Here is a 23,969-nt window from a genome sequence, read left to right as displayed (position 1 = left end):
CATGACGACGGACGACACGCGTCCGGCGCCCCACTACTGGTACAGCGCCGAGACGGATCGCGAACGGGCGATCGACGTGCTGGAGCACATCCGCGCCTACGGAGCAGCGGACAGCGCCATGCAGCGTCGGTCGGAGAAGACCATGCGCATGAACGAGAACGACATCTCGGCGTTGCGCTACCTCCTCCGCGCCAGCGAACGCGGCATGACGGTCGGACCTCGGGAGCTCGCCGACTACCTGGGCATCCAGAGTTCGTCGATCACCGTGCTGCTCGACCGCCTCGAGAAGGCCGGGCACATCCGGCGCGAGCCGAGCCCGTTCGACCGCAGGGCGCTGATCATCGTGCCCACCGTGCCGACGGACGAGTTGCACAAGGCGATCCTCGGCGACGTGCGCGAAGAGCTGGTGGAGGTCGCGTCGAAGCTGACTCCGGAGGACGCCGATACCGTGGTCGAGTTCATGGACCGCCTGCGCGACGCGGTCGATCGCATCGACAACGCGGCCGCCGACCACGAGCAGCGGAAGGCACGTTCATCCGAGTGAGCGGGCTCCGGCGGTTAAGATCGACGGGATGAGCGACACGCCCTGGTACGACGAGGCTCCCGCGCACGCGGTGAGGGTCATCGCCTCCCTGCGCGAGTACCGCACCGCGGAGCAGGCGATGCGCCGGCGCACCCGCGAGTCGATGCGCATGGGCGAGGCCGACCTGCGTGCGCTGAAGTTCCTGCTCAAGGCGCAGGAGGAGCACCGTCTCACGACACCCGTGCAGCTGGGAGCGTACCTCGGGATGAAGTCGTCGTCGGTCACCGCCATGCTCGACCGGTTGGCCGCCTCCGGCCATGTCTCCCGGCACCCGCATCCCAGCGACCGGCGCAGCATCACCATCCGGGCGACGCCGGGCGCCGACGAGGAGGTGCGGCATACGCTCGCCGCGATGCACCGGAGGATGCTCGACGTGGCTGCCGCCCTCGGGCCAGAGCGGTCGCAGACCGTCGTCGCCTTCCTGTCGCAGCTGACGGTGCTGGCCGAGGCCGACTGATCGGGGCTGGTCGGCAACTCCGGAGGCCGGCCGGCCGCGGCGCGTGTCGTTGCCGGAACTCCGGAGAATCGGGCGGGATCGCGACGGATCTCCGGAGTTACGGACTCCGTGATGGTGTGGACAATTCCGGAGAACCGGGCGGGATCGCGACGGATCTCCGGAGTTACGGATCGCGCGGCGGCGTGGCGCGTCCGGCCTCCGGAGTTGCGGACGCGGGCGGCGGGCGTACTGTCGGCATGTCGAGGGGAGTCGGATGAGCAGGGCCGCGATCGTGGTCAACCCGGTGAAGACGGACGCGGCCGCGTTGCGCGCAGCGCTCCGGGCGGCCGAGCAGCGGCACGGCTGGGAGGAGACCCTCTGGCTGGAGACCACCGAGGACGACCCGGGAACGGGCCAGGCCAGGCAGGCCCTCGAACAGGGCGCCGACATCGTCATCGCCGCGGGAGGCGACGGCACCGTTCGGACGGTCGCCGAGGAGTTGCGCGGCACCGACACTCCCCTCGCGCTGCTGCCCGCCGGCACGGGCAACCTCCTCGCGCGCAACCTCGACCTGACGCTCGACGACATGGAGCACGCGCTCGACACCGCGTTCGGCGGCACGGACCGCCCCATCGACGTCGGCGTCGCCGAGCTGCGCGACGGCGGACGGACCGAGAAGCGCGTCTTCCTGGTGATGGCGGGGCTCGGCATCGACGCGCAGATGATCGCCGCCACCGACGACGACCTCAAAGCGAAGGCGGGCTGGCTCGCCTACGTGAAAGCCATCGGCACCGTGCTGCGCGACAAGAACGAGCTGCGCCTGCGCTACCAGCTCGACGGCGGCCGGACGCACTCGACGCACGCCCACTCCGTGCTGGTCGGAAACTGCGGGTCGCTGCCGGCCAACATCCTGCTGCTCCCCGACGCCGCGGTCGACGACGGCGAACTGGACATCGTCGTGCTGCGCCCGGAGGGTGCCGTGGGCTGGCTGCGGATCGTCGTCAAGGTCTTCTGGGAGAACGGCGTGCTGCGGCGGACGAGCGCAGGCCGCCGGCTGATGGGCGCCGGACGGGAGGTCCGGGCGATGAACTACCTGAAGGGCCGTGAGCTCGTCGTGACGCTCGACCGCCCGCACGAGGTCGAACTCGACGGCGACCTCTTCGGACGGGTGTCCGCACTGCGCACGCGCGTGGATCCGGGGGCGCTGCGGGTGCGGGTGCCGCGCGGGGCGTGACCTTCAGCCGGCGCTCGCCCGGTAACGGAGGAGCACGCTGCCGTCCCCGGCGGCCTCCGACTCGACCAGACGGAGCGAGCGGTATCGCTCCGGCACCGTCTCGAGCTCGAAAAGGCGTCGAGCCCCCGCGTCGGTCGACAGGGCGGGCCGGACGAGCACGATAATCTCATCGACCAGGCCGGAGCGAAGCAACGCCGTGTTCAATCCGGCGCCCGCGTCCGTCCGGATCCTGTGAACGCCGAATTCCGCGCCCACGCGGACGAGCGCCGCATCGAGGTCGACGCGATCACGTCCGACGCGCAGCCACGCGGTGCCGCGCCGTCCCAGATAGTCGACGTACTCCTCCGGGGTGGACTCGGCGATCAGCGCGACGATCGACCGGTACCACGGCTGCGCCTGGGTGTGGCGCCAGTTTCTTACGCGTCCCGTGCTGTCCGGGACGAGCAGGAGCGGGCGTTCGCCGGTCAGCAGACGCTCGAATCCGGCGGGCGGCGCCTGCACGGCCGGCGGTCGGAGCACGATCGACTGCTCGTGCGGGCTCTCCCCCGGGCCGAAGTTCAGTGCGGTGACGCTTCCCATCAGGATCGCATCCGTCGGCCAGCGGAACGCACGCTGATAGAAGTCGGCCGGGTCGCCGGGGAAGCCTCCCAGACGTCCATCGACGCTCAGCTCGTTGTAGGTCGACAGGTACGGCATCCCCATCCGCCGACCATAGCGAGCCCCTCGGACAGAACCCGACCCGTGAACCCCGCACACCTCCACCTCGTGTAACCCTCTGAGGAGGTCGGAGGCCGCACGCCCGCAGCCGGACGACGCCGCCCCCGTCGGTCCATGACCCGATACCGCACGATCAGAACAGAGAGCCGCATCATCGTCGCCGCGAGCATCGGCACGGTGTGGGCATACCTGTGCGACGTCGGCCGGTGGGCGGAGTGGGCACCCACCGTGCTCGAGTGCCGGATCCGCGGCGACGGCCCCCTGGAGCCCGGCGCCTGGGTGGACCAGCGGGCGCGCGACCTGGGCGTCGACCACCGGCGGAGCGAGCGGGTGACCGCCGTGGACGAGCCGAATGCGATGGCGTTCGCCGGCACGATGGGCACCTCGGTTGCGCGCTGGGGGATGGAGTTCGTCCCGGTGGGCACCGTCGGCACCGCGGCGATGATGTGGGTGGAGGTCGACATCGCCAACGTCATGCGCGTCTATCCCGCTCGTGCCCTCCGGGCGCAGATCCAGCGGGTGAGCGACCGGGAGATGACGGGCATCCGGGCTGCGGTCGAGGCGGACGTGCAGGCAGAAGCGGGGTCGCCGTGACGGAGGCGGACCGCACCAGGGAGCGCCTGGTCGAGACGTACCGGAGGAAGGCAGCGCACTACGACGTGACCTCCCGGCTCTCACCCGTGCCCGGCTACCCCCAGCACGGGCAGCGCCTGCTCGCGGTTCGCGCCCTCCGCCTCCGCGCAGGCGCCACCGTGGTCGACCTCGCCTGCGGCACCGGCCTGAACTTCGCGCAGCTGGAACGCGCGATCGGGCCGCGAGGCCGGATCGTCGGGGTCGACCTGACCGATGCGATGCTGGAGCGCGCGGAGCGACGGGTGGAGGCCGCGGGCTGGAGGAACGTGCGCCTCGTCCAGGCGGACGCGGCCGGTTTCGACTTCCCGACCGGTGTCGACGCGGTGCTGTCCACCTACGCGCTGACCCAGGTGCCCGGCTGCGGCGCCGTCGTCGCCCACGCCGCCACAGCCCTCCGACCGGGCGGACGGCTCGCCGTGCTCGACCTGAAGCTCCCCGCCGCGACGCCCGGCTGGCTGTCCCGGCTCGGCGTCGCCGCCGTCGGCGTCGGCTCGTCCGCCTCGCTCGACGAGTGGATCGCGCACCGGCCGTGGGAAGAGATCCGCGCTGCCGTGCGGTCGAGTCTGGTGGAGCCGGCGTGGGCGGAGCTGTGCTTCGGGACGGCGTTCCTGGGGAGTGGGACGGGGCGGGGGTAGGGGGGAGCCCCCGGCCCCGCCTCCCGCCGCGCCGCGACTCAAATGGTGCGCGGCGCCTTCGCCAGGTTCGCCTCGAGCTCCTCGCGGTTCTGGCGGACCACGTAGGCCGGGCGGTCGCGCTCGACCCGCCAGCTCTCGGAGAGCGGGCCGATGTTCACGGCGTCGAAGCCGAACTCGTCGTAGATCGAGGCGACCAGCGCTGCGGCGTCCTCGAAGTCGCTCGCGGTCGCGAGCGCGCGGCGGTTCGGCGTGCCGGCCGGCGAGCCGGTGGTGGGGATGTCGCGGGCGCCGATGTGGTTGAAGCCCTTGGCGACCCGGGATTCGGGGAGGTGCGCCTGGAGCAGCCCGGTCACGGTCGCGGTGCCCTCGTCGAGCTCGGGGATGTGGCCGTCGCGCTCGAAGTAGTAGTTGTTCGTGTCGATCACGATCTTGCCCGCCAGCGGGGCCACCGGGATGTCGCGGTAGTTCTTCAGCGGCACGGTCACCACGACGAAGTCGCCGGCCGCGCCGGCCTCCGCGGCGGTCGCGGCCGTGGCGGACGGGCCGAGCTCTGCGACGAGGTCGGCGAGCGTCTCCGGACCGCGCGAGTTCGCGATGGTCACGGTGTAGCCGTGCTGGATGAAGGTGCGGGCGAGTGCCTGGCCGATGTGACCGGCTCCGATGATTCCTACAGTGGTCATGACGTGTTCAACCAGGAGGAGCCGACGGAATTCCGGCTCAGCCCTCCAACACCCCGGCGTCGGCGGAGGCGGCCACGATCGCGCGCACGATCTCCTCACCGACGGCGGCCGCGTCCGCGCGCGTGGCGACCCGGACCCAGCCCGCGGCGTCGGGGGTGAAGACGCTTCGTCCCGCTCCCTCGCCGTCCGGTTCGATTGCGACGGTCCCCGGACCGCTGAACGCGAACAGGTCGGGGCGGGTGAGCGTGAGGACGGTCACCGGGTCGTGCGGCACGTTCCACTGCGTGCTCCAGAACTCCCACCACTGGGCGATGTCGGCGTAGAGCGCGGCGCCGGCCGGGCCGGCCTGGGCGATCCGCTGCACGCTGTCGTCCCGGATCTCGACCTGGCGGGTCACCTCCAGGCCGGTCACCACGGTCGGGATGCGGGCGTCGAAGACGATCTGCGCGGCCGTCGTATCGGAGCGGAAGTTGTGCTCCGGCTCGGCGGTGGCCGGGTCCCCCTCCGCGAAGGCGCCGCCCATGATCCAGAGGCCGCGCACCGCTGAGGCGAAGGCCGGCTCCGACTGGATCGCCGCGGCGATGTTGGTCAGCGGCCCGATGGCGACGATGTCGATGGCGCCCGGGTTCTCCAGCACCCGCCGGACGAGGTGGTCCACGGCCGGCTCGTCCGACACGGGCTCCCGCTCCAGCTCGTCGTGGAGGGTGCCTTCGTGGCCCGCCCACCAGACCTCGCGGCCCGACAGCGGGGTTCCGACGCCGGGATGGGCGAGCAGGTCGACACCGGCGAGGGCGGCGTAACGGCGCACGATGCGGGCGCGGAGGGCGGTGTCGCCGTAGACGGTCGTCACGCCCTCCAGTTCGAGCGAGGGGGTGCCGAGGATCTGCACGAGCGCGAGCGCGTCGTCGACGTCGGATCCGATGTCGGTGTCGAGGATGATGCGGTGGTGGGGCATGGGTGTTCCTTGGAGTGTCGAGAGGTGGTGGCGGAGCCGGCTACTTGAGGCCGCTGGTGCTCACGGACTGGATGAAGTAGCGCTGGCAGGCGACGATGATCGCGAGCGGGATGATGGTCAGCACGATCGACGCGGCGAACATCACGCCGTAGTCGACGTTGAACTGGCCCTGCAGGTTCGACAGGGCGACCGGGCCGAGGATGTGGGTGTCGTCCGTGCCCATGAGCAGCGGCCACACGTAGGCCTGCCACTGGAAGAGGAAGAGCATCAGCCCTGCGCCGATCAGCGCGGGGCGCGACAGCGGCACGTAGATGCGCCGGAAGATCCCCCACCAGCCGAGTCCGTCGAGCCGGCCGGCCTCCACCAGCTCGCCGGGGATGGCGAGGAAGAACGTCCGCAGCAGGAAGATCGCCATGCCGTTGCCGATTCCGGGCAGGATCAGGCCGGTGAAGGTGTTCTGCAGGTTCCAGTCGCGGAACAGGCCCGCGAGCGGGATGGAGATCGCGTCGAACGGGATCAGGAAGCTGAGGATCACGATCGAGAACAGCGCGCCCCTGCCCCGGAACGGGATCGCCGACAACCCGAACGCCGCCATCGCGCAGATGACCAACCCGATCACGACGGTCGTGACGCTGACGAACAGCGAGTTGGCGATCGCCCTGCCGAGGTCGCTGCTCAGCAGCGAGAGGTAGTTGTCGAGCGTCGGGGTGAGCGTGAAGAAGGTCTGCCACTGCAGCGGGTTCAGGTAGCTGAACGTCTCGGCTCCCGGCCGCAACGAGTTGACGAACGTCCACCACAGCGGCAGCAGGAACAGCAGCCCGACGACCGCGGCGGCCACGCTCAGGCCCACGTAGGCGAGGGTGCGCCGACCGCGCGAGCGGGTGGCGCGCGGGGCGAGGGTGGAGGTCATGACTCGTCGCTCCTCAGGAGTCGGAACTGCAGCGCGACGATCGCGATCGTGAGCAGCACCAGGATGATGACCTCCGCCTGCGCCTTGTTGAGGTCGCCCAGCGTGTACGCGCGGTTGTAGATGTCGTACATGAGCAGGTTCGTCGCGCCCTGCGGTCCGCCCTTGGTGAGGATCTGGACCGGCGCGAAAACGAGCAGGTTGGAGACGGTGTCGGCCACCAGCACGAACGCGAGCGGCCGGCGCAGCAGCGGGAAGGTGATGCTCCAGAGCTGCCGCCAGGCGGACGCGCCGTCGAGCGACGCCGCCTCGTAGTAGGAGGTCGGGATGTCGTTGAGACCGGCGATCAGGAACAGCATCCAGTAGCCGACGCCGATCCACGACAACAGCACGATGATGCACCACAGCGCCTGCTGCGGCGACGTCAGGAACGGCTGCGGCGGGATGCCGACGAGCGACAGGAACGAGTTGGCGAGGCCGTCAGGGCGGTAGATCACGCTCCAGATCACGGCGGAGACCGCCGGCGGGACGGCGATCGGCAGGATCACCAGCGACCGCCACAGCTTTGAGCCGGCCGAGCGCTTGGTGTAGAGCACCGCGAGCAGGAAGGCGACGCAGACCTGCAGCGGGTTGACAATGATCGTGAACAGGAGCGTGACGCCCAGCGATGCCAGGAACTCCTTGTTGGTGAAGAGCTCGGCGTAGTTGCCGAGACCGACGAACACCGAGCCGCTCTGCAGCAGGCTCTTGTGGAAGAACGACTCCCAGAGCGCGTCCGCCGCCGGCACGAGCCGGAGGACCAGGAGGGCGATGAGCGCCGGCGAGAGGAACGCCAGGGCGACCAGCGCCGGGCGCTGCGTGCGCCTCCTGCGCGGTCGCTGCGGGGCTCCCGCCCCGGAGCCCGCGCTGCGGGCCCCGGGGCGGATGGTGCTGGTGGTCATTTCAGCTGACTCCAGGCGTCCTTCAGCTGCTGGGTCGCCTGGGCGAGCCGGGACTTCACGTCGGCGCCGTTGCGGATGTCGGCGAAGGCTTTGGACATCACCGAGTCGAACTGCACGTAGCCGACCGAGACCGGGCGGGCCACCGCCGTGTGCGTCACCTCGTAGGCGACCAGCTTCTCGACGCCGGCGCTGTGCGCGCCGCCGAGGGCCTCCAGGGTCGGCAGGTACTTCTTCTCGGCCTCGGTGACGGACGGGATGATGGTCGTGTTCTTGGCGGTGAGGAGGTTGCCCTCGGGGTTCAGCGCCGCGTACTCGAGGAACTTCTTGGCGAGGTCCTTCTTCGTGGAGGCCGGATTGATGCCCCACGACCACGAGCCGGTCGGCGTCACCTGCTTGCCGCCCTCGAAGTACGGCAGCGGCGCGACGCCCCAGTCGAACTTCGCGTTCTGGGCGAAGTTGCCGACATCCCACGGGCCGCCGACGAAGAACGCGACGTCGCCGTTGGAGAACACCGGCGAGGTCTGGAAGCCGCCGACGCCGCGCGGGGACAGCCCGCTGGCGAAGGTGTCGGCGTACCACTGCATCGCCTTCTGCCAGCCCGCCGTCTCGACGGCGGGGGTCAGCATCTGCTTTCCGGTGATGCCGGAGCCGCCGCCGAGCGACTCCATCAGCGGCTGCAGCTGGTAGTACGCCTCGACCTGCTCCATCAGCAGGCCGTTCTTGATCCCGGCCGCCTGGGCTGCGCGGGCCGCGGTCTCGGTCTGTTCCCACGTCCAGCGCTGGGCCGGATCGGCCGAGGGTGGCTGGACGCCGGCCTTGGCCAGTGCGTCCTTGTTGTAGAACATCAGCTGGGTCGAGTTCCAGACCGACAGAGCCCACATCTTGCCGTTGTAGAGGTTGATCTTGTACTGGGCGTCGGAGGTCGCCGCCTTCTCCTTGCTCTGGAGGTCGGAGAGGTCTTCGAGGAAGCCCTGCGCCGCGAGCTGCGGGATGTTCGGCTGGTCGACCGCGTACACGTCGATCGTGCTGTCCTTGGCGGCGAGCCGCTGCTGCAGGGTGCTGCTCAGCTGGTCGAACGGCACCTGCGTGTACTTGACCGTGTCGCCGGGGTTCGCGGCCTCGAAGCCGGCGATCACCGGGGCGAACGTCTTCGGGTCCTCCGGGCCGAGCAGGTTGACCGTGCCGGTCGTCGGGGACGAGGAGGAGCCGGAGGCCGAACAGCCGCCGAGCAGCAGCGCCGACGCCGCCAGAGTGGCGGCGACGACGAGGGAGGAACGCTTCATCGGGTAGTCCTTCTCTCGAAATCTAAGCGGATAGAGCTAACCGCTTAGATGACCATAAATGCTCGGTGGAGGATCCGCAAGATGATGACTAGGATTTCTCTAATCGATTAGAAGAATCGACGGCTACGCGTGGGAAACGAGGGGGAAGTGGCAACAGGACGAGACGTCGCCGAACGGGCGGGGACCTCCACGGCGGTGGTCAGCTATGTCTTCAACAACGGCCCACGGAACGTCTCCCCTGCGACGCGCGAGCGCGTGCTGCGCGCCGCCGCCGAGCTCAACTACCGGCCCAACGCGCTCGCCCGCGCGCTGAGCGCAGGGAAAACGCTCTCGGTCGGCCTGATCGTGCCCGACATCGCCAACCCCTACTTCGGCGAGGTATCGCGCGCACTCGAGACGGCGGCGACGGCCGCCGGCCGGCTGCTGCTGATCGCCGACTCCGCCGGCAGCGAAGAGCAGGAGCTGCAGCAGCTGAGCTCGTTCATCGAACGCCGCGTCGACGGCATCGTCCTGGTGTCGGTGTCGGACGATCCGCAGCTCGGCTTCGTGGCGGAGGCCGGCATCCCGATCGTCGCCCTGCACCCCCTCGACCTCGACCAGCCGGCCTCCTCGCTGACCATCGACTACGACCACGCCGCCGAGGAGGCGACGCAGCACCTCGTCGGCCACGGGTACCGAACGATCGGCCTGCTCAACGGCCCGACCGACTCGGCCGGCTCCCGCCAGCACGCGGCCGGGTTCACGCGCGCCATCCTCCGATCGCCCGGAGTGGAGGCCTCGGTGCGCCGGTCGGAGACCTCCCGCGGCGACGCCGCCCGCGTGTCGCTGGACTGGCTCGCGAGCGACGACCGCCCCCGGGCGATCTACGTCGCCACCGACGAACAGGCGTTCGGAGTGCTCTACGCCGCGGCCGAGCTCGGCCTCCGCGTGCCCGACGACCTCGCCGTCGTCGGGTTCGACGGGACCGCCCACTCGCGGTACGCGGTCCCCTCGCTGTCGACCGTCCAGCAGCCCATCCCCGAACTGGCCACCCGCGCCATCGAGGTGCTGATCGCGGCGGCGGACGCCCACGTGCACGAGACGCTGCCGCACCGGTTCGTGGCGCGGCGGTCGTGCGGGCGGCACGGGGAGGTTGCGGACGGCGACGCCGCCTAGTCCGCGATCACCACGCGCATCCCCTGCCCGGCCGCGGCATCGAGCGTGGCCGCGCCGGAACCCGGCGTCGTGACGACGACGTCGAAATCCTGCAGGGACGCGATCTGGAAGGCTCCCTCGCCGGGGAACTTCAGCGATGTCGCCACCAGGATGGTCCGGTCGGCCGCTCGGCACATCCGGTGCTTGATCGTCGCCTCCTGATTGAGGTCGGTCACCACCGATCCGTCCGGGCGGATGCCGCCGCTGCTGATCACGGCGACATCCGCGTGGATGAGAGCGAGCATCTGCTCGGTGAGCGGGCCGGACACCGTGCCCGGCTTCGACCCGACGGCGCCGCCGAGCAGGATGAGGGTGCACACGGGGTCATCGCCCAGCACCCGCAGGATCCAGAGGTTGTTGGTGACGATCGTCACCGGCCGGTCGCGGAGGTGGCGGGCGATCGCGAGCGTGGTGTGGCCGATGTCGAGGAGCACGACGTCGCCGTCCCGGATGAGGCCGGCCGTCGTGGCGGCGATGGCACGCTTCTCTGCGGCGTCGGGGTCCAGGTCCTCGAACTCGTCGTGACCGACCTCGGGGAGAGTGGCGCCGCCGTGCACGCGCCGCACGCTGCCGGCGAGCTCGAGGCGCTCCAGGTCGCGGCGGATGGTGGTGCCGCTGACGTCGAGCAGCGCGGACAGCTCCTCGACCGTCGCGCTCCCCGACGTGCGGACGCGCTCGACGATGGCCTCTTCGCGCTGATGGGTCAGCATGCGGTCTCCTTCCGGATATGAACACGAATAGCATTCCGGTGCTCATTTTCGCTCATATGAACGCTGAATGAACAGCATTTGGCGCTCATTTGAAACCTCTTGCTGAACTATCGCCACGAACGCGCAGCCCGATTAGCGTGAAGACCGCCCGCCCCGACGGGGTGCGGCGACTCCCACCCACTCCCTCCCCACACAGGAGCGCTTTCGTGAAAACCTCCCGCCTGCTCACCTCCCTCGCGGTCGTCACGGCCGCGGGCCTCGCTCTGGCCGGCTGCGCCCAGAGCAGCTCCGCCGCGTCGTCGTCCGACGGCGCCGACAAGAAGCTCACCGTCTTCCTCAGCGCGGACACCAACATCCAGGACCTCTGGCAGAAGACCCTGATCCCGGCGTTCGAGAAGGCCAACCCGGGCTACACGGTCTCGGTGGACTTCGACCTGCACGGGCTCCACGACCAGCAGACCGTCGCGAAGCTCACCGCGGCCACCCTGCAGAAGAAGGACCCGGGCTACGACCTGGTCGACGCCGGCTTCGTCGCCCAGGTGGCGGCGTCCGGCTTGCTGACGAAGGTCAGCAGCACGAACGTCCCCGGTCTCGCCGACGTCCCGAAGGACTTGGTCGCCGCGGGCGGCAACGGCGGCATCCCCTACCGCGGCTCCAGCGTCGTGCTCGCCTACGACACGAAGACCGTGCCCACCCCGCCGAAGACACTCGACGACCTGCTCGCCTGGATCAAGGCCAACCCGGGCAAGTTCGCCTACAACTCGCCCGACACCGGCGGCAGCGGAGCGGCGTTCGTCTCCACCGTCCTCGACCAGAACCTCTCGGACGCCGACCGGACGAAGCTGGTCACGGGCACCGACCCGAGCGTCGAGAGCGGGTGGGACAAGGGCTTCGCCACTCTGGCCTCCCTCAACCCATACGTGTACCAGAAGGGCGTCTACCCGAACGGGAACAACCAGGTCCTCGACCTGCTCTCCAGCGGTCAGATCTCGATGGCGCCGGTGTGGAGCGACCAGTTCATCACGGGGCACAAGAACGGTCAGATCCCGGCGAACATCGCCTACACGCAGATCTCCGACCCGTCGCTGACCGGCGGCGCGAGCTATCTCGGCATCCCGGCCGCCTCGCCGCGCACGGCGGGCGCCGAGAAGCTGGTCTCCTGGCTGCTCACCCCCGCAGCGCAGGGCCTGATCTCCGACAGCATCTCCGGCTACCCGGTGATCGCGCTCGCCAAGCTCCCCGCCGCGTCGCAGGACCTCTTCAAGGACGCGGACATCGCGCACCTGCGCCCGTCGTACTTCGCCACGGTCTCCGCCGACATGAACAAGGCGTGGGCCCAGAAGGTCCCCGGCAAGTAATGGCCACCGTCACCGCCTCGCCGGCGGCGACCACCGCGGGCCGCGGCGCACACCACGCGTCGCGGTCCGCGGCGGCGGGCTTCCTGCTCGCCCTGCCTCCGGTCGTCGTCATCGCCCTCTTCGTCGGCGTGCCCGTCGTTCTCGCCCTCGCGTTCAGCGTGGGCTTCACCGGCGGGCTGAACTCGGTCGTCGCGGCCGTGGGACAGAACGTCCACCACGCGGACGGCGCCGTGCCCACCTTCGCCGCCTACGGCGACGTGTTCACGACTCCGGCGTTCTGGCAGGATCTCGCCCTGACCCTCGGCGTCACGCTCGCCAGCACCGCCATCGTCGTCGTGCTGGCCGGCGGCATCGGCCTCGCCCTGCGCCTCCACGGCGGCCGGCTCGCCCGGCTGCTCTCGGCTGTCGCCATCGTGCCGCTCTTCATCCCGGTGGTGATCGCGTCGTGGGCGATCCTGACCTTCTACTCGGCGGACGGCTTCCTGCGCAGCCTGTTCGCGCAGGTCGGTCTGGAGGCGCCGGTGTGGTCGTACACGGCCGTCGCCATCGTGATCGGCTCGGCCTGGACCTCCCTGCCGTTCGCCACGCTGATGATCGCGTCCGGCCTGCAGTCCGTGCCCGACGCCCTGATCGAGGCGGCCAGGGACGCCGGCGCCGGCACAGCGCGCATCGTGCGCACCATCCTGCTGCCGATGAGCGCGGTGCCGATCGTCATCGCGGTGACGTTCACGGCCATCGGCGTGATCGGGTCCTACACCGTCCCCTACTTCACCGGACCGAACGCGCCGACGATGCTCGGCGTCTCGCTGGCCAGCTACTTCACGGCCTACAACCAGCCGCAGCAGTCGCTCGTGATGGCGTTCGTCGTCTTCCTCGCCGCCGCCGGCATCGGCGCGCTGTACGTGTGGGCGAACTTCCGCAGCGCCCGGCGCGAGGGGCGGATCTGATGCCGCGCCCCCTCTCCGTCGCCCTGCGCTCGGCGGGCGCCGCCGTGTTCGCCATCGTGCTGCTGGTGTTCGTGCTCGGCCCGCTCGTCTGGCTGGGCGCGCACGCCTTCGCCGACCGCTGGACGTACCCGAACCTGCTCCCCGACTCCTGGACGCTGCGCTGGTGGCAGACCGTGTTCAGCGACCAGGCGCTCGGCTCGTCCATCCAGAACTCGCTGCTGATCACGCCCGTGGTCGTGGTCGTGTCCGCTGTCGTCTGCCTGCCGGCCGCGTATGCGTTCGCGCGCTTCGAGTTCCCCGGCAGGAGGCTCTTCCTGATCGGGCTGTTCGCCACCAACGCCTTCCCGCGGATGGGCCTGTTCGCGACCCTCGCCTCCCTCTACTACGCACTCGGCCTGATGAACACCTTCGCCGGGATCGTGGTCGTGCAGCTGCTCGGCACCATCGTCTTCATGACCTGGATCCCGGCTGCAGCGTTCTCGGCCGTGCCGCGTTCGCTCGAAGAGGCCGCGCGCGACGCGGGTGCTTCGCGGACCCGCGTCTTCTTCACCGTGACGCTGCGGATGGCGCTGCCCGGCATCCTGGTCGGCGCTGTGATGGCGTTCCTCGCGGCGTTCGACGAGGCCCAGGGAACGTATCTCGTGGGCGCGCCCGACATCCTCACGATGCCGACCGAGATGTACAGCCTCGTCCTCAACTTCCCCAAGCAGGTCGCGGCCGTGTTCTCGATCCTGCTCGCCATCCCCTCCGTCGTGCTGCTGCTCGCCGTGCGCAAGCACGTGATGGGCGGCCAGCTCGCCGAAGGCTTCCAGCTCAAATGACCCACCCCGCTCAGATGAAGGAGCACTCCATGTCCTCCCCCAGCCCCGTCGGCGCGGCCGACCCGACCGGTGACGGCGGCCTGCGCCTGACCGCCCTGCGCAAGTCGCTCGGCGGACGCACCATCATCGACGACCTCGACCTGACCGTGCAGCGCGGCGAGCTGGTCTCCCTGCTCGGGCCGTCCGGGTGCGGCAAGACCACGACGCTGCGCATGATCGCCGGCTTCCTCGCCCCCGACTCCGGCCGGATCACGATGGCCGACCGCGATGTCACGCGCCTCGGACCGGACAAACGGCCGAGTGCGATGGTGTTCCAGAACTACGCGCTGTGGCCGCACCTGACCGTGGCCAAGAACGTCGCCTATCCGCTGCGCCTGCGCCGGCTGCCGCGCGCGGAGGTCGCGGAGCGCGTCGAGCGGATGCTCGGCCTGGTCAACCTCCTGCACCACCGCGACTCCCGGCCTCCGCAGATCTCCGGCGGCGAGCAGCAGCGCGTCGCCCTCGCCCGGGCCCTCGTGCAGGAGCCCGACGTGCTGCTGCTGGACGAGCCGCTCAGCAACCTCGACGCCAAGCTGCGGGTCAAGGTGCGTGAGGACATCCGCGACCTGCAGCAGCGGCTCGGCATCACCACGGTCATCGTCACCCACGACCAGGAGGAGGCGCTCTCGATCTCCGACCGGGTCGCCGTGATGAACGCGGGCCGCATCGAGCAGTTCAGCACGCCGGACGAGCTGTACGCGCGGCCGGAGACCGAGTTCGTCGCCACGTTCATCGGCTCGCTGAACCGCTTCGACGGTACCTTCGACGGCGTCCGCGTCGTGGACGGCCCCGGCGTGGTCGGCGTCCGCCCGGAATCCGTCCTGTTCACGACGACGCCGCGGCCCGGTGCGTTGCGCGCGACGGTCGAGCGGGTCGTCCCGCACGGCCACTTCCACGAGTTGCGGCTGCGTCGCGACGACGTGACCCTGTCGGCGTACGAGTCGGGGCCGCCACCGCGGCTCGGGACGGTCGGCTTCGCCTCCATCGAGGCGGCGCTGGTCTACCGCGATGGCCGCCTGGTGCGCCAGCCCGAGGCGGTGGTCGCGTGATCGCGCGCGCCTCCGCCCACCGGGGCGACTCGTCGGTGTTCCGCGAGAACACGCTCCCGGCCGTGCGCTCGGCCATCGCGAAGGGCGCAGAGGTCGTGGAGATCGACGTGCGGCTCAGCGCCGACGGCGAGGTGGTCGTGCTGCACGACCCCACGCTCGAACGGCTCTGGGGCGACCCGCGCGCCATCGACGATGTGCCCGCCGCCGACCTCCGCGCCATGGGCGGCCCGGACGAACGGCCGCCGCTGCTCGCCGAGGTGCTCCCGCTCTTCGACGGCGCACCGAGCCGCCTGGTGATCGACCTGGACGAGGCGCGGTTCGCCGCTCCCGCCCACGCCGTCGCCTCCGCCTTCACCTCCGCGACCGGGACGACCGTCGACTGGTGCGGCGACCTCGACGGGATGCGCGTGCTGCGCGGACTGGAGGCCTCCGCGCGGATCTGGCTCCCGTGGCGACTGCTGCGGGTGCCGAGCCGTGCCGAGCTCGCGGAGCTGGACCCGGTGACGGTGAACGTGCCGTTCCCGATCGCCGACGAGGCGTTCGTCCGGGGCGTGCACGACCTCGGCCTGACCGTGACGGCGTGGACGCTGGACGAACCGGACGACCTCTCCCGGGCGCTCGACCTCCGCGTCGACACCATCACGACGAACCGGCTGGACCGGTTGCTGACGATGCGGACGGCGGTGGCCCTGTGAACCCCGGGGAAATTGCAGCCGCCAGGGAGCTGGCCGTCGAACTCGGCGCCTGGGCGAGCGAACAGACCAGGACGCATCCCGTGACCACGGTCACGACCAAGGCGGACCCGGCCGACCTGGTCACCGATCTGGACCGCTCGATCGAGCGGTACGTCCGCGACCGGGTGCGCGCCCGCTTCCCCGACCACGCGTTCGTGGGCGAGGAGTTCGGTGGCGAAGCGGTGCCCGGCCGCCCCACCTGGTACCTGGATCCGGTGGACGGAACGACGAACCTCGCCAACGGCATCCCCTGGACCGCGTTCTCTCTGGCACTGGCCGTCGACGACCTCCCGCTGGTCGGTGTCGTCGCGGACCCCTGGAACGACGCACTCTTCGACGCCGTCGCCGGCGAGGGCGCCCGCCGCGACGGCGAGCCGCTGCGGATCGCCGCCGGCGGCTCGCTCATCGGCGGTGTCGTCGGCAGCGAGCTCGCCGGTCACCGCGCCTGGACCGGCCTGCGCGAGCTTGCCCAGTCGCTCTCGACCGCGTTCTGCACGCTGCGCGTGATGGGCTCGGGGACCCTCACCCTGCTCGGCCCGGCCGCCGGACGCGGAATCGGTGGGATCGTGCACCGGTTCAGTCCCATCGACCACCTGGCCGCCGTGCTCATCGCGCACGAGGCGGGCGCCGCCGTGCTCGGCCACGACGGGCGACCGACGCTCTTTCCGAACGAGGGAGGCATCCTCGTGGCCGCCCCGGAGGTCGCCGGCGAGCTGTTCGCTCTGTGGAAGGATGCGCGGGAGCGGGCGGCTCTGGTTTCGTGAGGCAACGACGTGGTGGGCAGTATCGGATGCAACGTGTATCCGGAGGCCGGCCTGCAGGTGATTCGCGAGGCACTAGTCCGGATCGCTGAGCGCTCAGATGTGTACGACGTTCGCGTCGCCGTCTCCGCTTTCGACGCCCCGGATTGGCCGTTCGCGGAACGTGTGGTGGTCGCGACAGCGGCTACCCACGACGAGGTGATGGGGTGGTTCCCCGAAGACCTCGCCCCGAGCGACATCTGGGCTCTTCCCCGCGATCCGGCGATCGCCGCGCCCTCACCTGGTCGACCGTTCGAAAGCGCCTCGGAAGCGTTCGACGAGCCCGCCTGGCATGCGTGGGCCAGTGACGTCGCGCGCTGCGACGATCGACGGCCACCCGTCCCACCAGAGCGTGTTCAGGGCATCGTTCGCCCCCGCCCTCCTGATGATGCTCTCTGGCACTCGCTGCGGGTCCGGCGTCCGGAGGTCGGCGACGAGCTCATCGTATGCAGTGGGCAGCACGGCAGACCGCGGGTAGAGTCCGACGACGACGAGGCTTCCGGTCGGATCGGTGTTGACCAGAGCGCACGCAAGGTCGGGTCGCCGGTCGCGCAGGATGTCCACGAGCTTGAAGACGTCACCGGTCCAGTATTCGCTCGCCCGCTTCCGTGCGGCCTCCTCCGTGCGTCGCGGCAGCACGTCGTCGAGCACCACCACTGTGCCCGGCCCCGCGAGGCGCTCGACGTTGATGAAGTCGCGCAACGCGAACTCCGCGAGGTGCATCCCGTCGATGAACACGAGATCGGGTGGCACGCCTCCGAAGAACGCCAGTGCATCGTCGCGACCGAAGAACTCGTCGCTGGTCTGCCGCACCACCTCGATGTCGGCGGGAAGCGTGCGGGAGATGCGTGGTGCGGGATCGACTCCGATCGTGACCGCTTTCGAGAGCTCGAGCCCGAATCCCTCTGCCACGCCGATCTCGAGATAGGTGCGTGGGCGCAGGACCCGGTGCAGTCCGGAGAGGAACTCGTGCCGGGTCTGCCGCGGTGTCGGGTACAGGCGCGAGTCGACCCGGTAGATCGGATACCCGTCGGCTGAGACGCCCTCGATCTCCGGCGACGGCACACTCATCGGCTCACGCCGTCGCTCTGCTGCGCGAGGGCACGCCCGATGACCGCGCCGACGAGCAGCGCAGCCACCGCCGGTCCGCGGGTCGGCGCCGTCGGCAGGATCGAGGTGTCGGCGACGACGAGCCCCTCGACGCCCCGCACGCGGCCCAGGCCGTCGACGGGGGCGTCGCCGCCGCCGAACGGGATCGTGCCGCACGTGTGCAGCGACGTGCCGAGGCGAGCACGGATCCAGTCGTCGAGGAGGTCATCGTCGGCGAGCGTGCGGGGAACGGGTGCGGTGTCGCCGGTCGAGCCCTCGCTCCACGCCCTCGTTCTGAGCAGGTCGACACACAGCCGGACGGCGTCCCGCATCCGCCGTCGGTCTTCGCCGGAAGCCAGGTAGTGGTAGTCCAGTCGCGGCGGCACCGCTGGATCGGCTGAGGTGAGGGTGACGACACCGTGGTTGCTGGGCGTCATCACGCTCGCCATCAACGCGAGCGGACTCTCGTCGCGGAGATGCTCGGCGTCGGTCAGCGCCGCCATCGGCTTGAGCGTGCCGAGCACCTCCACGTCGTCGGTGTGCAGTGCGCCCCCCAGCCACCCGCCCGGTGGAGCGGGTGATGGATTCCTCGGCCGCCACTCGATCGCGATCTGCGGGTGATCGCCGAAGGCCCGACCCACCCGCGGCGCGTCGACCACGACAGGCACGCCGAGTGCCGAGAGCGTCTGCTCCGCCCCGATCCCGGAGAGCATGAGCAGCTGCGCGGACTTCACGGCGCCCGCGCACACCACGACCAGCGGCGCTCGGACAACATCGAGCGCCACAGAACCGGACGTCCCTGCACCGCGCACTTCGACGCCCACTGTGCGCTCCCGGGCGAAGATCACCCGGGTGACCGTCGAGTCGCCACGCACCGTGAGGTTGGGGCGGTCGAGCGCGGGCAGGATGAACGATACCCCGGCATTGCGCCGCACTCCCCGGGAGATATTGCACGGGACGGGACCGAAGCCGGGCGGCTGGTCCGCGTTCTTGTCCGGGTCGGCGGGGAACCCCAGTTCAGCCGCGGCGGCCCCGAAAAGCACCGAGGCGGGATGATGCAGGTCGGTGCGCCGGACGGGGATCGGACCGCTTCTGCCGTGGATCTCTCTTGCGACGTGCGCGAGGTGGGGTGCATCGAGGTCGTCCTCGAGCGCGATGAGCTCGCCGAGCGTCGCCGCGGCACTCCAGCGTTCGCCGCCGAGGCGGGCCCACGCTTCGAGATCGGCGCGTCGGGGACGGATGAAATAGCCGCCGTTGGTGGTCGACGAGCCGCCGAGAATGCGACCCCTGACGATCTCGTAGGGACGGCCCGAGGTCAGCAGCGAAGGGAACGTCCACGAGTAGGGGCCGTCGGGCACCGCGCCGCGCACCGTTCCGGCGTCCAGCAGTTCTGGGGGGAACTCCGTTTCGGCGAGCGGCGTCGGACCGGACTCCAGGAGCAGCACCCGCCGGCTGCCGTCCGCGGAGAGCCGCTCGGCGACGACGCACCCGGCCGATCCGGCCCCGACGACGATGACGTCGTACGCCTCCGTCGCGTGGGCGATCACTCGGAGTACCCGCTCGGCTGGCCGCCGAACAACACCGGAAGGTCGGCCAATGCTCTGTCGAGCACGTCGACCAGGTCGCTGTCGTGGTCGCGCAGCCACTGCTCGTACGACGCCAGCGAGACGGCGAGGTAGATCCACGCGATCTCCTGCGGCCTCAGATCGAGCGGGTCGAGGCCGAGCCGATTCGCCGCGAACTCCGCGATCACCGCCCGCCACGATGCGTAGCGCAACGTCGAGTGCGCGACGAGCGTCGGCACGTTCAGCAGCAACTGCATGCGCTCGCGATGGTAGCCGAGTTCGTCGTCCGGGTAGCGGTTGAACTCCAGGATGGCGTCGTGGAGCGCCTGGAAGATCGGCATCTCCGCCGGCACGTTGGCGAGGCGCTCGCGCATCTCGTCGACGAGGACCTCGAACTCGCCCCACGGCAGATCGTTCTTCGACGGGAAGTAACGGAAGAACGTCCGCCGGCCGATCCCGGCCGCGACGGCGATGTCGTCGACCGTCGTCTCGTCGAACCCGCGCTCGAAGAACAGCTGGAGACCGACATGGCTGAGGTGGGCGATCGAGGTCGTACGTCTCCCCGACGCAGGTGAGACGGCCCGTTCAGTCATAACCCACATTCTTACCCACCCCGAAGACACGTGGCACCAAGTGTCAACCCGTGTTCGTCCGACTGTAGGGTCTGAGGATGGACCTCGTCGACACGCGTTGGGACGGGATCGAGCCGGGCGCGCTGGTCATCGTGCCGGTCGGCTCGACCGAGCAGCACGGACTCCATCTGCCGTTCGACACGGACACCCTGATCGCCGAGGCCGTGGCCCGCGGGGTCGCCGAACAGATGCCGCCGGGCGGAACCGTGCTCGCCCCCTCGATCGCCTACGGCGCGAGCGGTGAGCACCAGGACTTTCCCGGCACAGCCTCCATCGGCACAGAGGCGCTGACCGCTGTGCTGATCGAACTCGGCCGCTCGATCAGCACCTGGGCCGACCGCACCGTGTTCGTGAACGGGCACGGCGGCAATGTCGAGGCGCTGACCGCAGCGGTCGACCGGCTCCGGTTCGAGGGGCGCGAGGTCGACTGGGTCCCGTGCGTGCCACCCGGCGGCGACGCGCACGCCGGTCGTGCCGAGACCTCGCTGCTGCTGCACCTGCACCCCTCCCGCGTGATGCCCGATCGCGCCACGGCCGGGCCTGTCGACCACATCGCGGCCCTGCTTCCACAACTGCGCGAGAGGGGCGTGCGTGCGGTCTCACCCAACGGCGTCCTGGGCGATCCGAGCGGCGCGTCCGCGGCGGAGGGCAGACACCTCCTCGAACGGATGGTCGCGGAGGCCGCCCGTCGCATCCGGCACGAGCCACAGGGCCGCGGATGACCGGGCTCCCCGACGGCGTCGTGCTTCGGCTCCGAGCGGATGTGCGGGCCAGCGACGGCGGACGTGCCCTGGTCGGCGGAGCACCCACCCGGGTGCTCTACCTGAAGGACGCCGCCCGGGGGCTTGTGGTGAACCGTCGCCTCGACGTGCGGGACGCCCCCTCGAGGGCGCTCGCGGACATCCTGCTCGACGCCGGACTCGCCGACCCGGTGCTGGAGACCCTCCCGACGCCCGACGTCGGGACCGCGGACGTCACCTTCGTCATCCCGGCCTACGGCCGTGCGGACGGGCTCGATCGTCTGCTGGCGAGCGTGCCGCCCGGCCATCCGCTGATCGTCGTCGACGACGCATCGCCCGACCCCGAGCCGATCGCGGCCACCGCCGCCCGGCACGGTGCGCAGCTCGTCGTGCTCGATCGCAACCTCGGTCCGGCCGGAGCGCGGAACAGCGGGCTCGAGCAGGTGACGACCCCGTTCGTCGTCTTCGTCGACACCGACGTGGTCATCGACGACGGCGTCGTCCCTGCCCTGCTGCGGCACTTCGCGGACGAGCGGATGGCCGTCGTCGCTCCTCGTGTTCTCGGTCTGCGAGACGGCGAGGGGGCGAACTGGATCGAACGGTACGAGGCCGCCCGGTCCTCCCTCGACCTCGGCCCGACCGGAGCGGCGGTGAAGCCACGCGCACCGGTCTCGTGGGTGCCGGCCACCTTCCTGCTCGCCCGGGTGGAGGCGCTCGGCGCCGGTTTCACTCCCGGAATGCGCGAGGGGGAGGACGTCGACCTGGTCTGGCGGCTCGTCGCGGACGGGCTCAGAGTGCGCTACGAACCGGGCGTCGTCGTGCGGCACGAGCATCGCGCGACCACACGGGAGTGGCTGTCGCGCAAGGTGCTCTACGGATCGTCGGCGACACCGTTGGAGCGCAGGCACGGAAACCTCATCGCCCCTGCCGTGTTCGCGCCGTGGAGCCTCGCGTTCGTGCTCGCCCTGCTCGCACAGCGGAAGTGGTCGCCGTGGGCGGCCCTGGCCATCGCGGGCTGGGCGACGGTACGCATCGCGCGCAAGCTGACACACAGCGGTCACCCGTACCGTGACGCGTCGCGACTCACGCTCAGCGGTGTCGACGCCGCCGTGAAGCAGACCATGGCGCTCCTGGTGCGGCATTGGTGGCCCGTTGCCGTGCTCGCGGCATTCTTCTCCCGGCGCGCGCGAAGAGCGCTCCTCGTCTCCGCCGTGCTGGACGCCGCACTCGAGTACCGCCGCACCCGTCCGCGGCTCGACTTCGGCCGGTTCGCGCTGGCGCGCAGGCTCGACGATCTGGCCTACGGCTTCGGGGTGTGGAAGAGCGCGTTCACCGGGCGCTCACTGCGAGCGCTGCTCCCCGACATCGTCCGCGGCCGCCGCCGTGAGCGGGAGGAGGAGCAGGCCGATCCCCGGAGGGGTCTTGCGACTGGCACTTAGTGCCACCTAGAGTGGGCAGCGTCGCGGAGAACTCCACGATCGAACACGATCGCTGCACTGTCGCAAGGAGTAATACATGGATGCAATGCCTGAACCGGACAACGCCGCCAGTGACGTCGTCGAAGCCGACACCCTCGTCGAGGAGGTTTCGATCGACGGGATGTGCGGTGTCTACTAAGGCGCACGCCGAGGTCATCGACCTGGAGCGTTCCTGGCGATTGCACCCTCAGGTCTCGGTGCGACCGGAGCCCTTCGGTGCCCTGCTCTACCACTTCGGAACCCGCAAGCTCTCGTTCCTGAAGGACCGTCGTCTGCTGGCGGTGGTCGAGGCGCTTCCCACGCAGGACACGGCGCGCGACGCCTGCCTGGCGTCCGGGGTCGCTGAGGGCGAGCTGCCCCGGTTCGGCCAGGCCCTCGATGCGCTGCGCCGGTCGGAGATGCTCGTGGAGGCTGCGTCGTGACCGTTCTGGAGACCACAGGGGCAACACCCCGGACCACGACGGGCAACCGCCTCGTCGACCTCTTCGAGTACGGGTTGGATGCGCCGATCTGCCTGACCTGGGAGCTCACCTACGCCTGCAACCTGTCGTGCGTGCACTGCCTGTCGAGTTCCGGCCGGCGCGATCCGCGCGAGCTCACGACGGAGGAATGCAAAGCCGTCATCGACGAACTGGAACGCATGCAGGTGTTCTACGTGAACATCGGCGGCGGGGAGCCGACGGTGCGCAGCGACTTCTGGGAGATCGTCGACTACGCGACCGCCCACCACGTCGGCGTCAAGTTCTCCACGAACGGCGTCAAGCTCACCCCCGAGCGGGCCCGCCAGCTGGCGGGCAACGACTACCTCGACATCCAGATCTCCCTCGACGGTGCGACGGCCGAGGTCAACGACTACGTGCGCGGACCCGGTTCGTACGACACCGCCCTCCGGGCGATGCGGAACCTTCAGGACGCGGGCATGAAGAACTTCAAGCTCTCCGTCGTCTGCACGCGCTACAACATTCCGCAGCTCGACGAGTTCAAGGCCATCGCAGACAGGTACGGTGCGCAGCTGCGGCTCACGCGCCTCCGCCCGTCCGGGAGGGGAGCCGACAGCTGGGACGATCTGCACCCGCTCCCCGAGCAGCAGCGCGAGCTGTACGACTGGCTGGTCGCACACGGCGACGGTGTGCTCACCGGCGATTCGTTCTTCCACCTCTCCGCCTACGGGCAGGCGCTTCCTGGCCTCAACCTGTGCGGCGCCGGACGCGTCGTGTGCCTGATCGACCCGGTCGGCGATGTGTACGCGTGCCCGTTCGCGATCCACGAGGAGTTCCTCGCGGGCAACGTGCGGATGCCCGGCGGGTTCCAGAGGGTGTGGCGGGAGTCGGAGCTGTTCCTTCGGCTGCGACAGCCGCAGTCCGGCGGGGCGTGCACGTCCTGCGCCTTCTTCGACACCTGCAAGGGCGGCTGCATGGCGGCCAAGTTCTTCACGGGATTGCCGCTCGACGGGCCGGATCCGGAATGCGTCCAGGGCTACGGCGAGGAGCTCCTGAAGAATGCGAAGGCCAAGGAGCGTTCGCTTCCGCGGCCGTCGATCGACCACTCACATCGAACGTCACCGCCCAGGCCGGTCTCCGGACTCGGTCCTGTGCGCCTCACGCTGAAGCGGCGTGACGAGCTCGGCAAGCCGACAGCAAACGCCTGCGAGCCCGACCCGCTGGCGGGCTTCACCGGCTGACCGCCAGCCTCACCGACAGACGACGCCGCACCGCGGCGCCCACACGACGACACCGACCGCAACCAGGGGCACCACCCCGGGGCGGTTCACTGCGCCCTCGAGACGCGGATCACACTCCCGCCGCAGGC

The 23,969-nt window shown here is 70.3% G+C and carries 27 protein-coding genes; 17 read left to right on the top strand and 10 right to left on the bottom strand.

What is annotated here, in order from left to right:
• Position 1: 1 nt before the first annotated feature.
• The 3 genes from JNB50_RS12125 (at position 2) to JNB50_RS12115 (ending at position 2,253) form a co-directional block, all read left to right on the top strand.
• A complete protein-coding gene (locus tag JNB50_RS12125; RefSeq protein WP_208040392.1) occupies positions 2-544 on the top strand; it encodes a MarR family winged helix-turn-helix transcriptional regulator in 543 nt (180 codons plus the stop codon).
• Between the two features lie 28 nt (positions 545-572).
• The gene (locus tag JNB50_RS12120; protein ID WP_208040391.1) at positions 573-1,040 is read left to right on the top strand and encodes a MarR family winged helix-turn-helix transcriptional regulator; all 468 of its coding nucleotides are present in this window, start codon (positions 573-575) and stop codon (positions 1,038-1,040) included.
• A gap of 253 nt (positions 1,041-1,293) precedes the next feature.
• Positions 1,294-2,253 (top strand): diacylglycerol kinase family protein, encoded by a 960-nt coding sequence (locus JNB50_RS12115; protein WP_208040390.1) that lies wholly within the window; start codon positions 1,294-1,296, stop codon positions 2,251-2,253.
• 3 nt (positions 2,254-2,256) lie between these two features.
• Here JNB50_RS12115 and JNB50_RS12110 read toward each other — a convergent pair whose 3' ends face one another.
• Positions 2,257-2,955: a dihydrofolate reductase family protein gene (locus tag JNB50_RS12110; RefSeq protein WP_208040389.1), complete on the bottom strand. Its 699-nt coding sequence runs from the start codon at positions 2,953-2,955 to the stop codon at positions 2,257-2,259.
• A gap of 129 nt (positions 2,956-3,084) precedes the next feature.
• On the opposite strand from JNB50_RS12110, the gene JNB50_RS12105 reads away from it, so the two are divergent.
• Both JNB50_RS12105 and JNB50_RS12100 read left to right on the top strand, forming a co-directional pair.
• A complete protein-coding gene (locus tag JNB50_RS12105; protein WP_208040388.1) occupies positions 3,085-3,564 on the top strand; it encodes an SRPBCC family protein in 480 nt (159 codons plus the stop codon).
• Positions 3,561-4,238, top strand: a complete 678-nt coding sequence (locus JNB50_RS12100) for a methyltransferase domain-containing protein (protein WP_208040387.1) — start codon at positions 3,561-3,563, stop codon at positions 4,236-4,238. Before JNB50_RS12105 ends, JNB50_RS12100 begins: the two co-directional genes overlap by 4 nt.
• A 38-nt stretch (positions 4,239-4,276) precedes the next feature.
• Here the strand turns inward: JNB50_RS12100 and JNB50_RS12095 are convergent, their stop codons facing one another.
• The 5 genes from JNB50_RS12095 to JNB50_RS12075 are packed head-to-tail and all read right to left on the bottom strand — an operon-like array spanning position 4,277 to position 9,004.
• On the bottom strand, positions 4,277-4,918 hold the full coding sequence (locus JNB50_RS12095) for an NADPH-dependent F420 reductase (protein ID WP_208040386.1): 642 nt from the start codon (positions 4,916-4,918) through the stop codon (positions 4,277-4,279).
• Positions 4,919-4,955: 37 nt separating this feature from the next.
• Complete coding sequence (locus JNB50_RS12090) at positions 4,956-5,873, bottom strand: nucleoside hydrolase (RefSeq protein WP_208040385.1); 918 nt, start codon at positions 5,871-5,873, stop codon at positions 4,956-4,958.
• A gap of 40 nt (positions 5,874-5,913) precedes the next feature.
• Positions 5,914-6,783, bottom strand: coding sequence for a carbohydrate ABC transporter permease (locus JNB50_RS12085; protein ID WP_208040384.1), 870 nt, complete (start codon positions 6,781-6,783; stop codon positions 5,914-5,916).
• Positions 6,780-7,721: a carbohydrate ABC transporter permease gene (locus JNB50_RS12080; RefSeq protein ID WP_208040383.1), complete on the bottom strand. Its 942-nt coding sequence runs from the start codon at positions 7,719-7,721 to the stop codon at positions 6,780-6,782. The genes JNB50_RS12085 and JNB50_RS12080 overlap by 4 nt, the downstream gene beginning before the upstream one ends.
• Positions 7,718-9,004, bottom strand: coding sequence for a sugar ABC transporter substrate-binding protein (locus tag JNB50_RS12075; protein ID WP_208040382.1), 1,287 nt, complete (start codon positions 9,002-9,004; stop codon positions 7,718-7,720). The genes JNB50_RS12080 and JNB50_RS12075 overlap by 4 nt, the downstream gene beginning before the upstream one ends.
• A gap of 147 nt (positions 9,005-9,151) precedes the next feature.
• On the opposite strand from JNB50_RS12075, the gene JNB50_RS12070 reads away from it, so the two are divergent.
• Positions 9,152-10,159 carry a LacI family DNA-binding transcriptional regulator gene (locus JNB50_RS12070; protein ID WP_208040381.1) on the top strand — a complete coding sequence of 336 codons (1,008 nt, stop codon included), beginning with the start codon at positions 9,152-9,154 and terminating at the stop codon, positions 10,157-10,159.
• Here the strand turns inward: JNB50_RS12070 and JNB50_RS12065 are convergent.
• Positions 10,156-10,908 (bottom strand): DeoR/GlpR family DNA-binding transcription regulator, encoded by a 753-nt coding sequence (locus JNB50_RS12065; protein ID WP_243768357.1) that lies wholly within the window; start codon positions 10,906-10,908, stop codon positions 10,156-10,158. The two genes, JNB50_RS12070 and JNB50_RS12065, sit on opposite strands and share 4 nt — an antisense overlap.
• A gap of 206 nt (positions 10,909-11,114) precedes the next feature.
• Between JNB50_RS12065 and JNB50_RS12060 the strand changes: the two genes are divergently transcribed.
• From JNB50_RS12060 to JNB50_RS12035, 6 genes are read left to right on the top strand one after another with little or no spacing between them, the layout of a single operon-like run.
• Positions 11,115-12,266: an extracellular solute-binding protein gene (locus JNB50_RS12060; protein WP_208040380.1), complete on the top strand. Its 1,152-nt coding sequence runs from the start codon at positions 11,115-11,117 to the stop codon at positions 12,264-12,266.
• Positions 12,266-13,213 carry an ABC transporter permease gene (locus JNB50_RS12055; protein ID WP_208040379.1) on the top strand — a complete coding sequence of 316 codons (948 nt, stop codon included), beginning with the start codon at positions 12,266-12,268 and terminating at the stop codon, positions 13,211-13,213. The genes JNB50_RS12060 and JNB50_RS12055 overlap by 1 nt, the downstream gene beginning before the upstream one ends.
• On the top strand, positions 13,213-14,034 hold the full coding sequence (locus tag JNB50_RS12050; protein WP_208040378.1) for an ABC transporter permease: 822 nt from the start codon (positions 13,213-13,215) through the stop codon (positions 14,032-14,034). Before JNB50_RS12055 ends, JNB50_RS12050 begins: the two co-directional genes overlap by 1 nt.
• A gap of 29 nt (positions 14,035-14,063) precedes the next feature.
• Entirely contained in the window at positions 14,064-15,122 is a 1,059-nt protein-coding gene (locus JNB50_RS12045) for an ABC transporter ATP-binding protein (protein ID WP_243768356.1), read from the top strand.
• Positions 15,119-15,817 (top strand): glycerophosphodiester phosphodiesterase, encoded by a 699-nt coding sequence (locus JNB50_RS12040; protein WP_208040377.1) that lies wholly within the window; start codon positions 15,119-15,121, stop codon positions 15,815-15,817. Before JNB50_RS12045 ends, JNB50_RS12040 begins: the two co-directional genes overlap by 4 nt.
• The gene (locus JNB50_RS12035; RefSeq protein ID WP_208040376.1) at positions 15,814-16,620 is read left to right on the top strand and encodes an inositol monophosphatase; all 807 of its coding nucleotides are present in this window, start codon (positions 15,814-15,816) and stop codon (positions 16,618-16,620) included. Before JNB50_RS12040 ends, JNB50_RS12035 begins: the two co-directional genes overlap by 4 nt.
• Before the next feature lie 273 nt (positions 16,621-16,893).
• Here JNB50_RS12035 and JNB50_RS12030 read toward each other — a convergent pair whose 3' ends face one another.
• Genes JNB50_RS12030 through mftR form a run of 3 tightly spaced genes read right to left on the bottom strand, consistent with a single transcriptional unit; the run spans position 16,894 to position 19,903 of the window.
• Positions 16,894-17,727 carry a class I SAM-dependent methyltransferase gene (locus JNB50_RS12030; protein ID WP_208040375.1) on the bottom strand — a complete coding sequence of 278 codons (834 nt, stop codon included), beginning with the start codon at positions 17,725-17,727 and terminating at the stop codon, positions 16,894-16,896.
• The gene (gene mftG / locus JNB50_RS12025) at positions 17,724-19,292 is read right to left on the bottom strand and encodes a mycofactocin system GMC family oxidoreductase MftG (protein WP_208040374.1); all 1,569 of its coding nucleotides are present in this window, start codon (positions 19,290-19,292) and stop codon (positions 17,724-17,726) included. The genes JNB50_RS12030 and mftG overlap by 4 nt, the downstream gene beginning before the upstream one ends.
• On the bottom strand, positions 19,289-19,903 hold the full coding sequence (gene mftR, locus JNB50_RS12020) for a mycofactocin system transcriptional regulator (protein WP_208040373.1): 615 nt from the start codon (positions 19,901-19,903) through the stop codon (positions 19,289-19,291). The genes mftG and mftR overlap by 4 nt, the downstream gene beginning before the upstream one ends.
• A 77-nt stretch (positions 19,904-19,980) precedes the next feature.
• Between mftR and mftE the strand changes: the two genes are divergently transcribed.
• From mftE to mftC, 5 genes are all read left to right on the top strand, one after another.
• The gene (mftE, locus tag JNB50_RS12015; protein ID WP_208040372.1) at positions 19,981-20,664 is read left to right on the top strand and encodes a mycofactocin biosynthesis peptidyl-dipeptidase MftE; all 684 of its coding nucleotides are present in this window, start codon (positions 19,981-19,983) and stop codon (positions 20,662-20,664) included.
• Entirely contained in the window at positions 20,661-22,121 is a 1,461-nt protein-coding gene (gene mftF / locus JNB50_RS12010; RefSeq protein ID WP_208040371.1) for a mycofactocin biosynthesis glycosyltransferase MftF, read from the top strand. The genes mftE and mftF overlap by 4 nt, the downstream gene beginning before the upstream one ends.
• 76 nt (positions 22,122-22,197) lie before the next feature.
• Entirely contained in the window at positions 22,198-22,299 is a 102-nt protein-coding gene (gene mftA / locus JNB50_RS25055; RefSeq protein ID WP_241705460.1) for a mycofactocin precursor MftA, read from the top strand.
• A complete protein-coding gene (mftB, locus tag JNB50_RS25050) occupies positions 22,289-22,582 on the top strand; it encodes a mycofactocin biosynthesis chaperone MftB (RefSeq protein WP_307794698.1) in 294 nt (97 codons plus the stop codon). The genes mftA and mftB overlap by 11 nt, the downstream gene beginning before the upstream one ends.
• On the top strand, positions 22,579-23,841 hold the full coding sequence (gene mftC, locus JNB50_RS12000; protein WP_208040369.1) for a mycofactocin radical SAM maturase: 1,263 nt from the start codon (positions 22,579-22,581) through the stop codon (positions 23,839-23,841). Before mftB ends, mftC begins: the two co-directional genes overlap by 4 nt.
• Positions 23,842-23,969 lie beyond the last annotated feature (128 nt).

Origin of the sequence: Leifsonia sp. TF02-11 (assembly GCF_017565305.1) — a bacterium.
Classification (GTDB): Bacteria; Actinomycetota; Actinomycetes; order Actinomycetales; family Microbacteriaceae; genus Leifsonia.
Note: the sequence above shows the minus strand (reverse complement) of the source record. Positions and strands in the feature narration are given on the sequence as shown.

Excerpts from the sequence above, each read along its gene's own strand:
- JNB50_RS12110 (WP_208040389.1), bottom strand. The coding sequence starts at position 2,955 with ATGGGGATGCCGTACCTGTCGACCTACAACGAGCTGAGCGTCGATGGA.
- mftE (WP_208040372.1), top strand. The coding sequence starts at position 19,981 with ATGGACCTCGTCGACACGCGTTGGGACGGGATCGAGCCGGGCGCGCTG.
- JNB50_RS12125 (WP_208040392.1), top strand. The coding sequence starts at position 2 with ATGACGACGGACGACACGCGTCCGGCGCCCCACTACTGGTACAGCGCC.
- mftR (WP_208040373.1), bottom strand. The coding sequence starts at position 19,903 with ATGACTGAACGGGCCGTCTCACCTGCGTCGGGGAGACGTACGACCTCG.
- JNB50_RS12075 (WP_208040382.1), bottom strand. The coding sequence starts at position 9,004 with ATGAAGCGTTCCTCCCTCGTCGTCGCCGCCACTCTGGCGGCGTCGGCG.
- JNB50_RS12080 (WP_208040383.1), bottom strand. The coding sequence starts at position 7,721 with ATGACCACCAGCACCATCCGCCCCGGGGCCCGCAGCGCGGGCTCCGGG.
- JNB50_RS12050 (WP_208040378.1), top strand. The coding sequence starts at position 13,213 with ATGCCGCGCCCCCTCTCCGTCGCCCTGCGCTCGGCGGGCGCCGCCGTG.
- JNB50_RS12095 (WP_208040386.1), bottom strand. The coding sequence starts at position 4,918 with ATGACCACTGTAGGAATCATCGGAGCCGGTCACATCGGCCAGGCACTC.
- JNB50_RS12045 (WP_243768356.1), top strand. The coding sequence starts at position 14,064 with ATGTCCTCCCCCAGCCCCGTCGGCGCGGCCGACCCGACCGGTGACGGC.
- mftF (WP_208040371.1), top strand. The coding sequence starts at position 20,661 with ATGACCGGGCTCCCCGACGGCGTCGTGCTTCGGCTCCGAGCGGATGTG.
- JNB50_RS12065 (WP_243768357.1), bottom strand. The coding sequence starts at position 10,908 with ATGCTGACCCATCAGCGCGAAGAGGCCATCGTCGAGCGCGTCCGCACG.
- mftA (WP_241705460.1), top strand. The coding sequence starts at position 22,198 with ATGGATGCAATGCCTGAACCGGACAACGCCGCCAGTGACGTCGTCGAA.
- JNB50_RS12120 (WP_208040391.1), top strand. The coding sequence starts at position 573 with ATGAGCGACACGCCCTGGTACGACGAGGCTCCCGCGCACGCGGTGAGG.
- JNB50_RS12115 (WP_208040390.1), top strand. The coding sequence starts at position 1,294 with ATGAGCAGGGCCGCGATCGTGGTCAACCCGGTGAAGACGGACGCGGCC.
- JNB50_RS12030 (WP_208040375.1), bottom strand. The coding sequence starts at position 17,727 with ATGAGTGTGCCGTCGCCGGAGATCGAGGGCGTCTCAGCCGACGGGTAT.
- JNB50_RS12105 (WP_208040388.1), top strand. The coding sequence starts at position 3,085 with ATGACCCGATACCGCACGATCAGAACAGAGAGCCGCATCATCGTCGCC.
- JNB50_RS12090 (WP_208040385.1), bottom strand. The coding sequence starts at position 5,873 with ATGCCCCACCACCGCATCATCCTCGACACCGACATCGGATCCGACGTC.
- JNB50_RS12085 (WP_208040384.1), bottom strand. The coding sequence starts at position 6,783 with ATGACCTCCACCCTCGCCCCGCGCGCCACCCGCTCGCGCGGTCGGCGC.
- JNB50_RS12055 (WP_208040379.1), top strand. The coding sequence starts at position 12,266 with ATGGCCACCGTCACCGCCTCGCCGGCGGCGACCACCGCGGGCCGCGGC.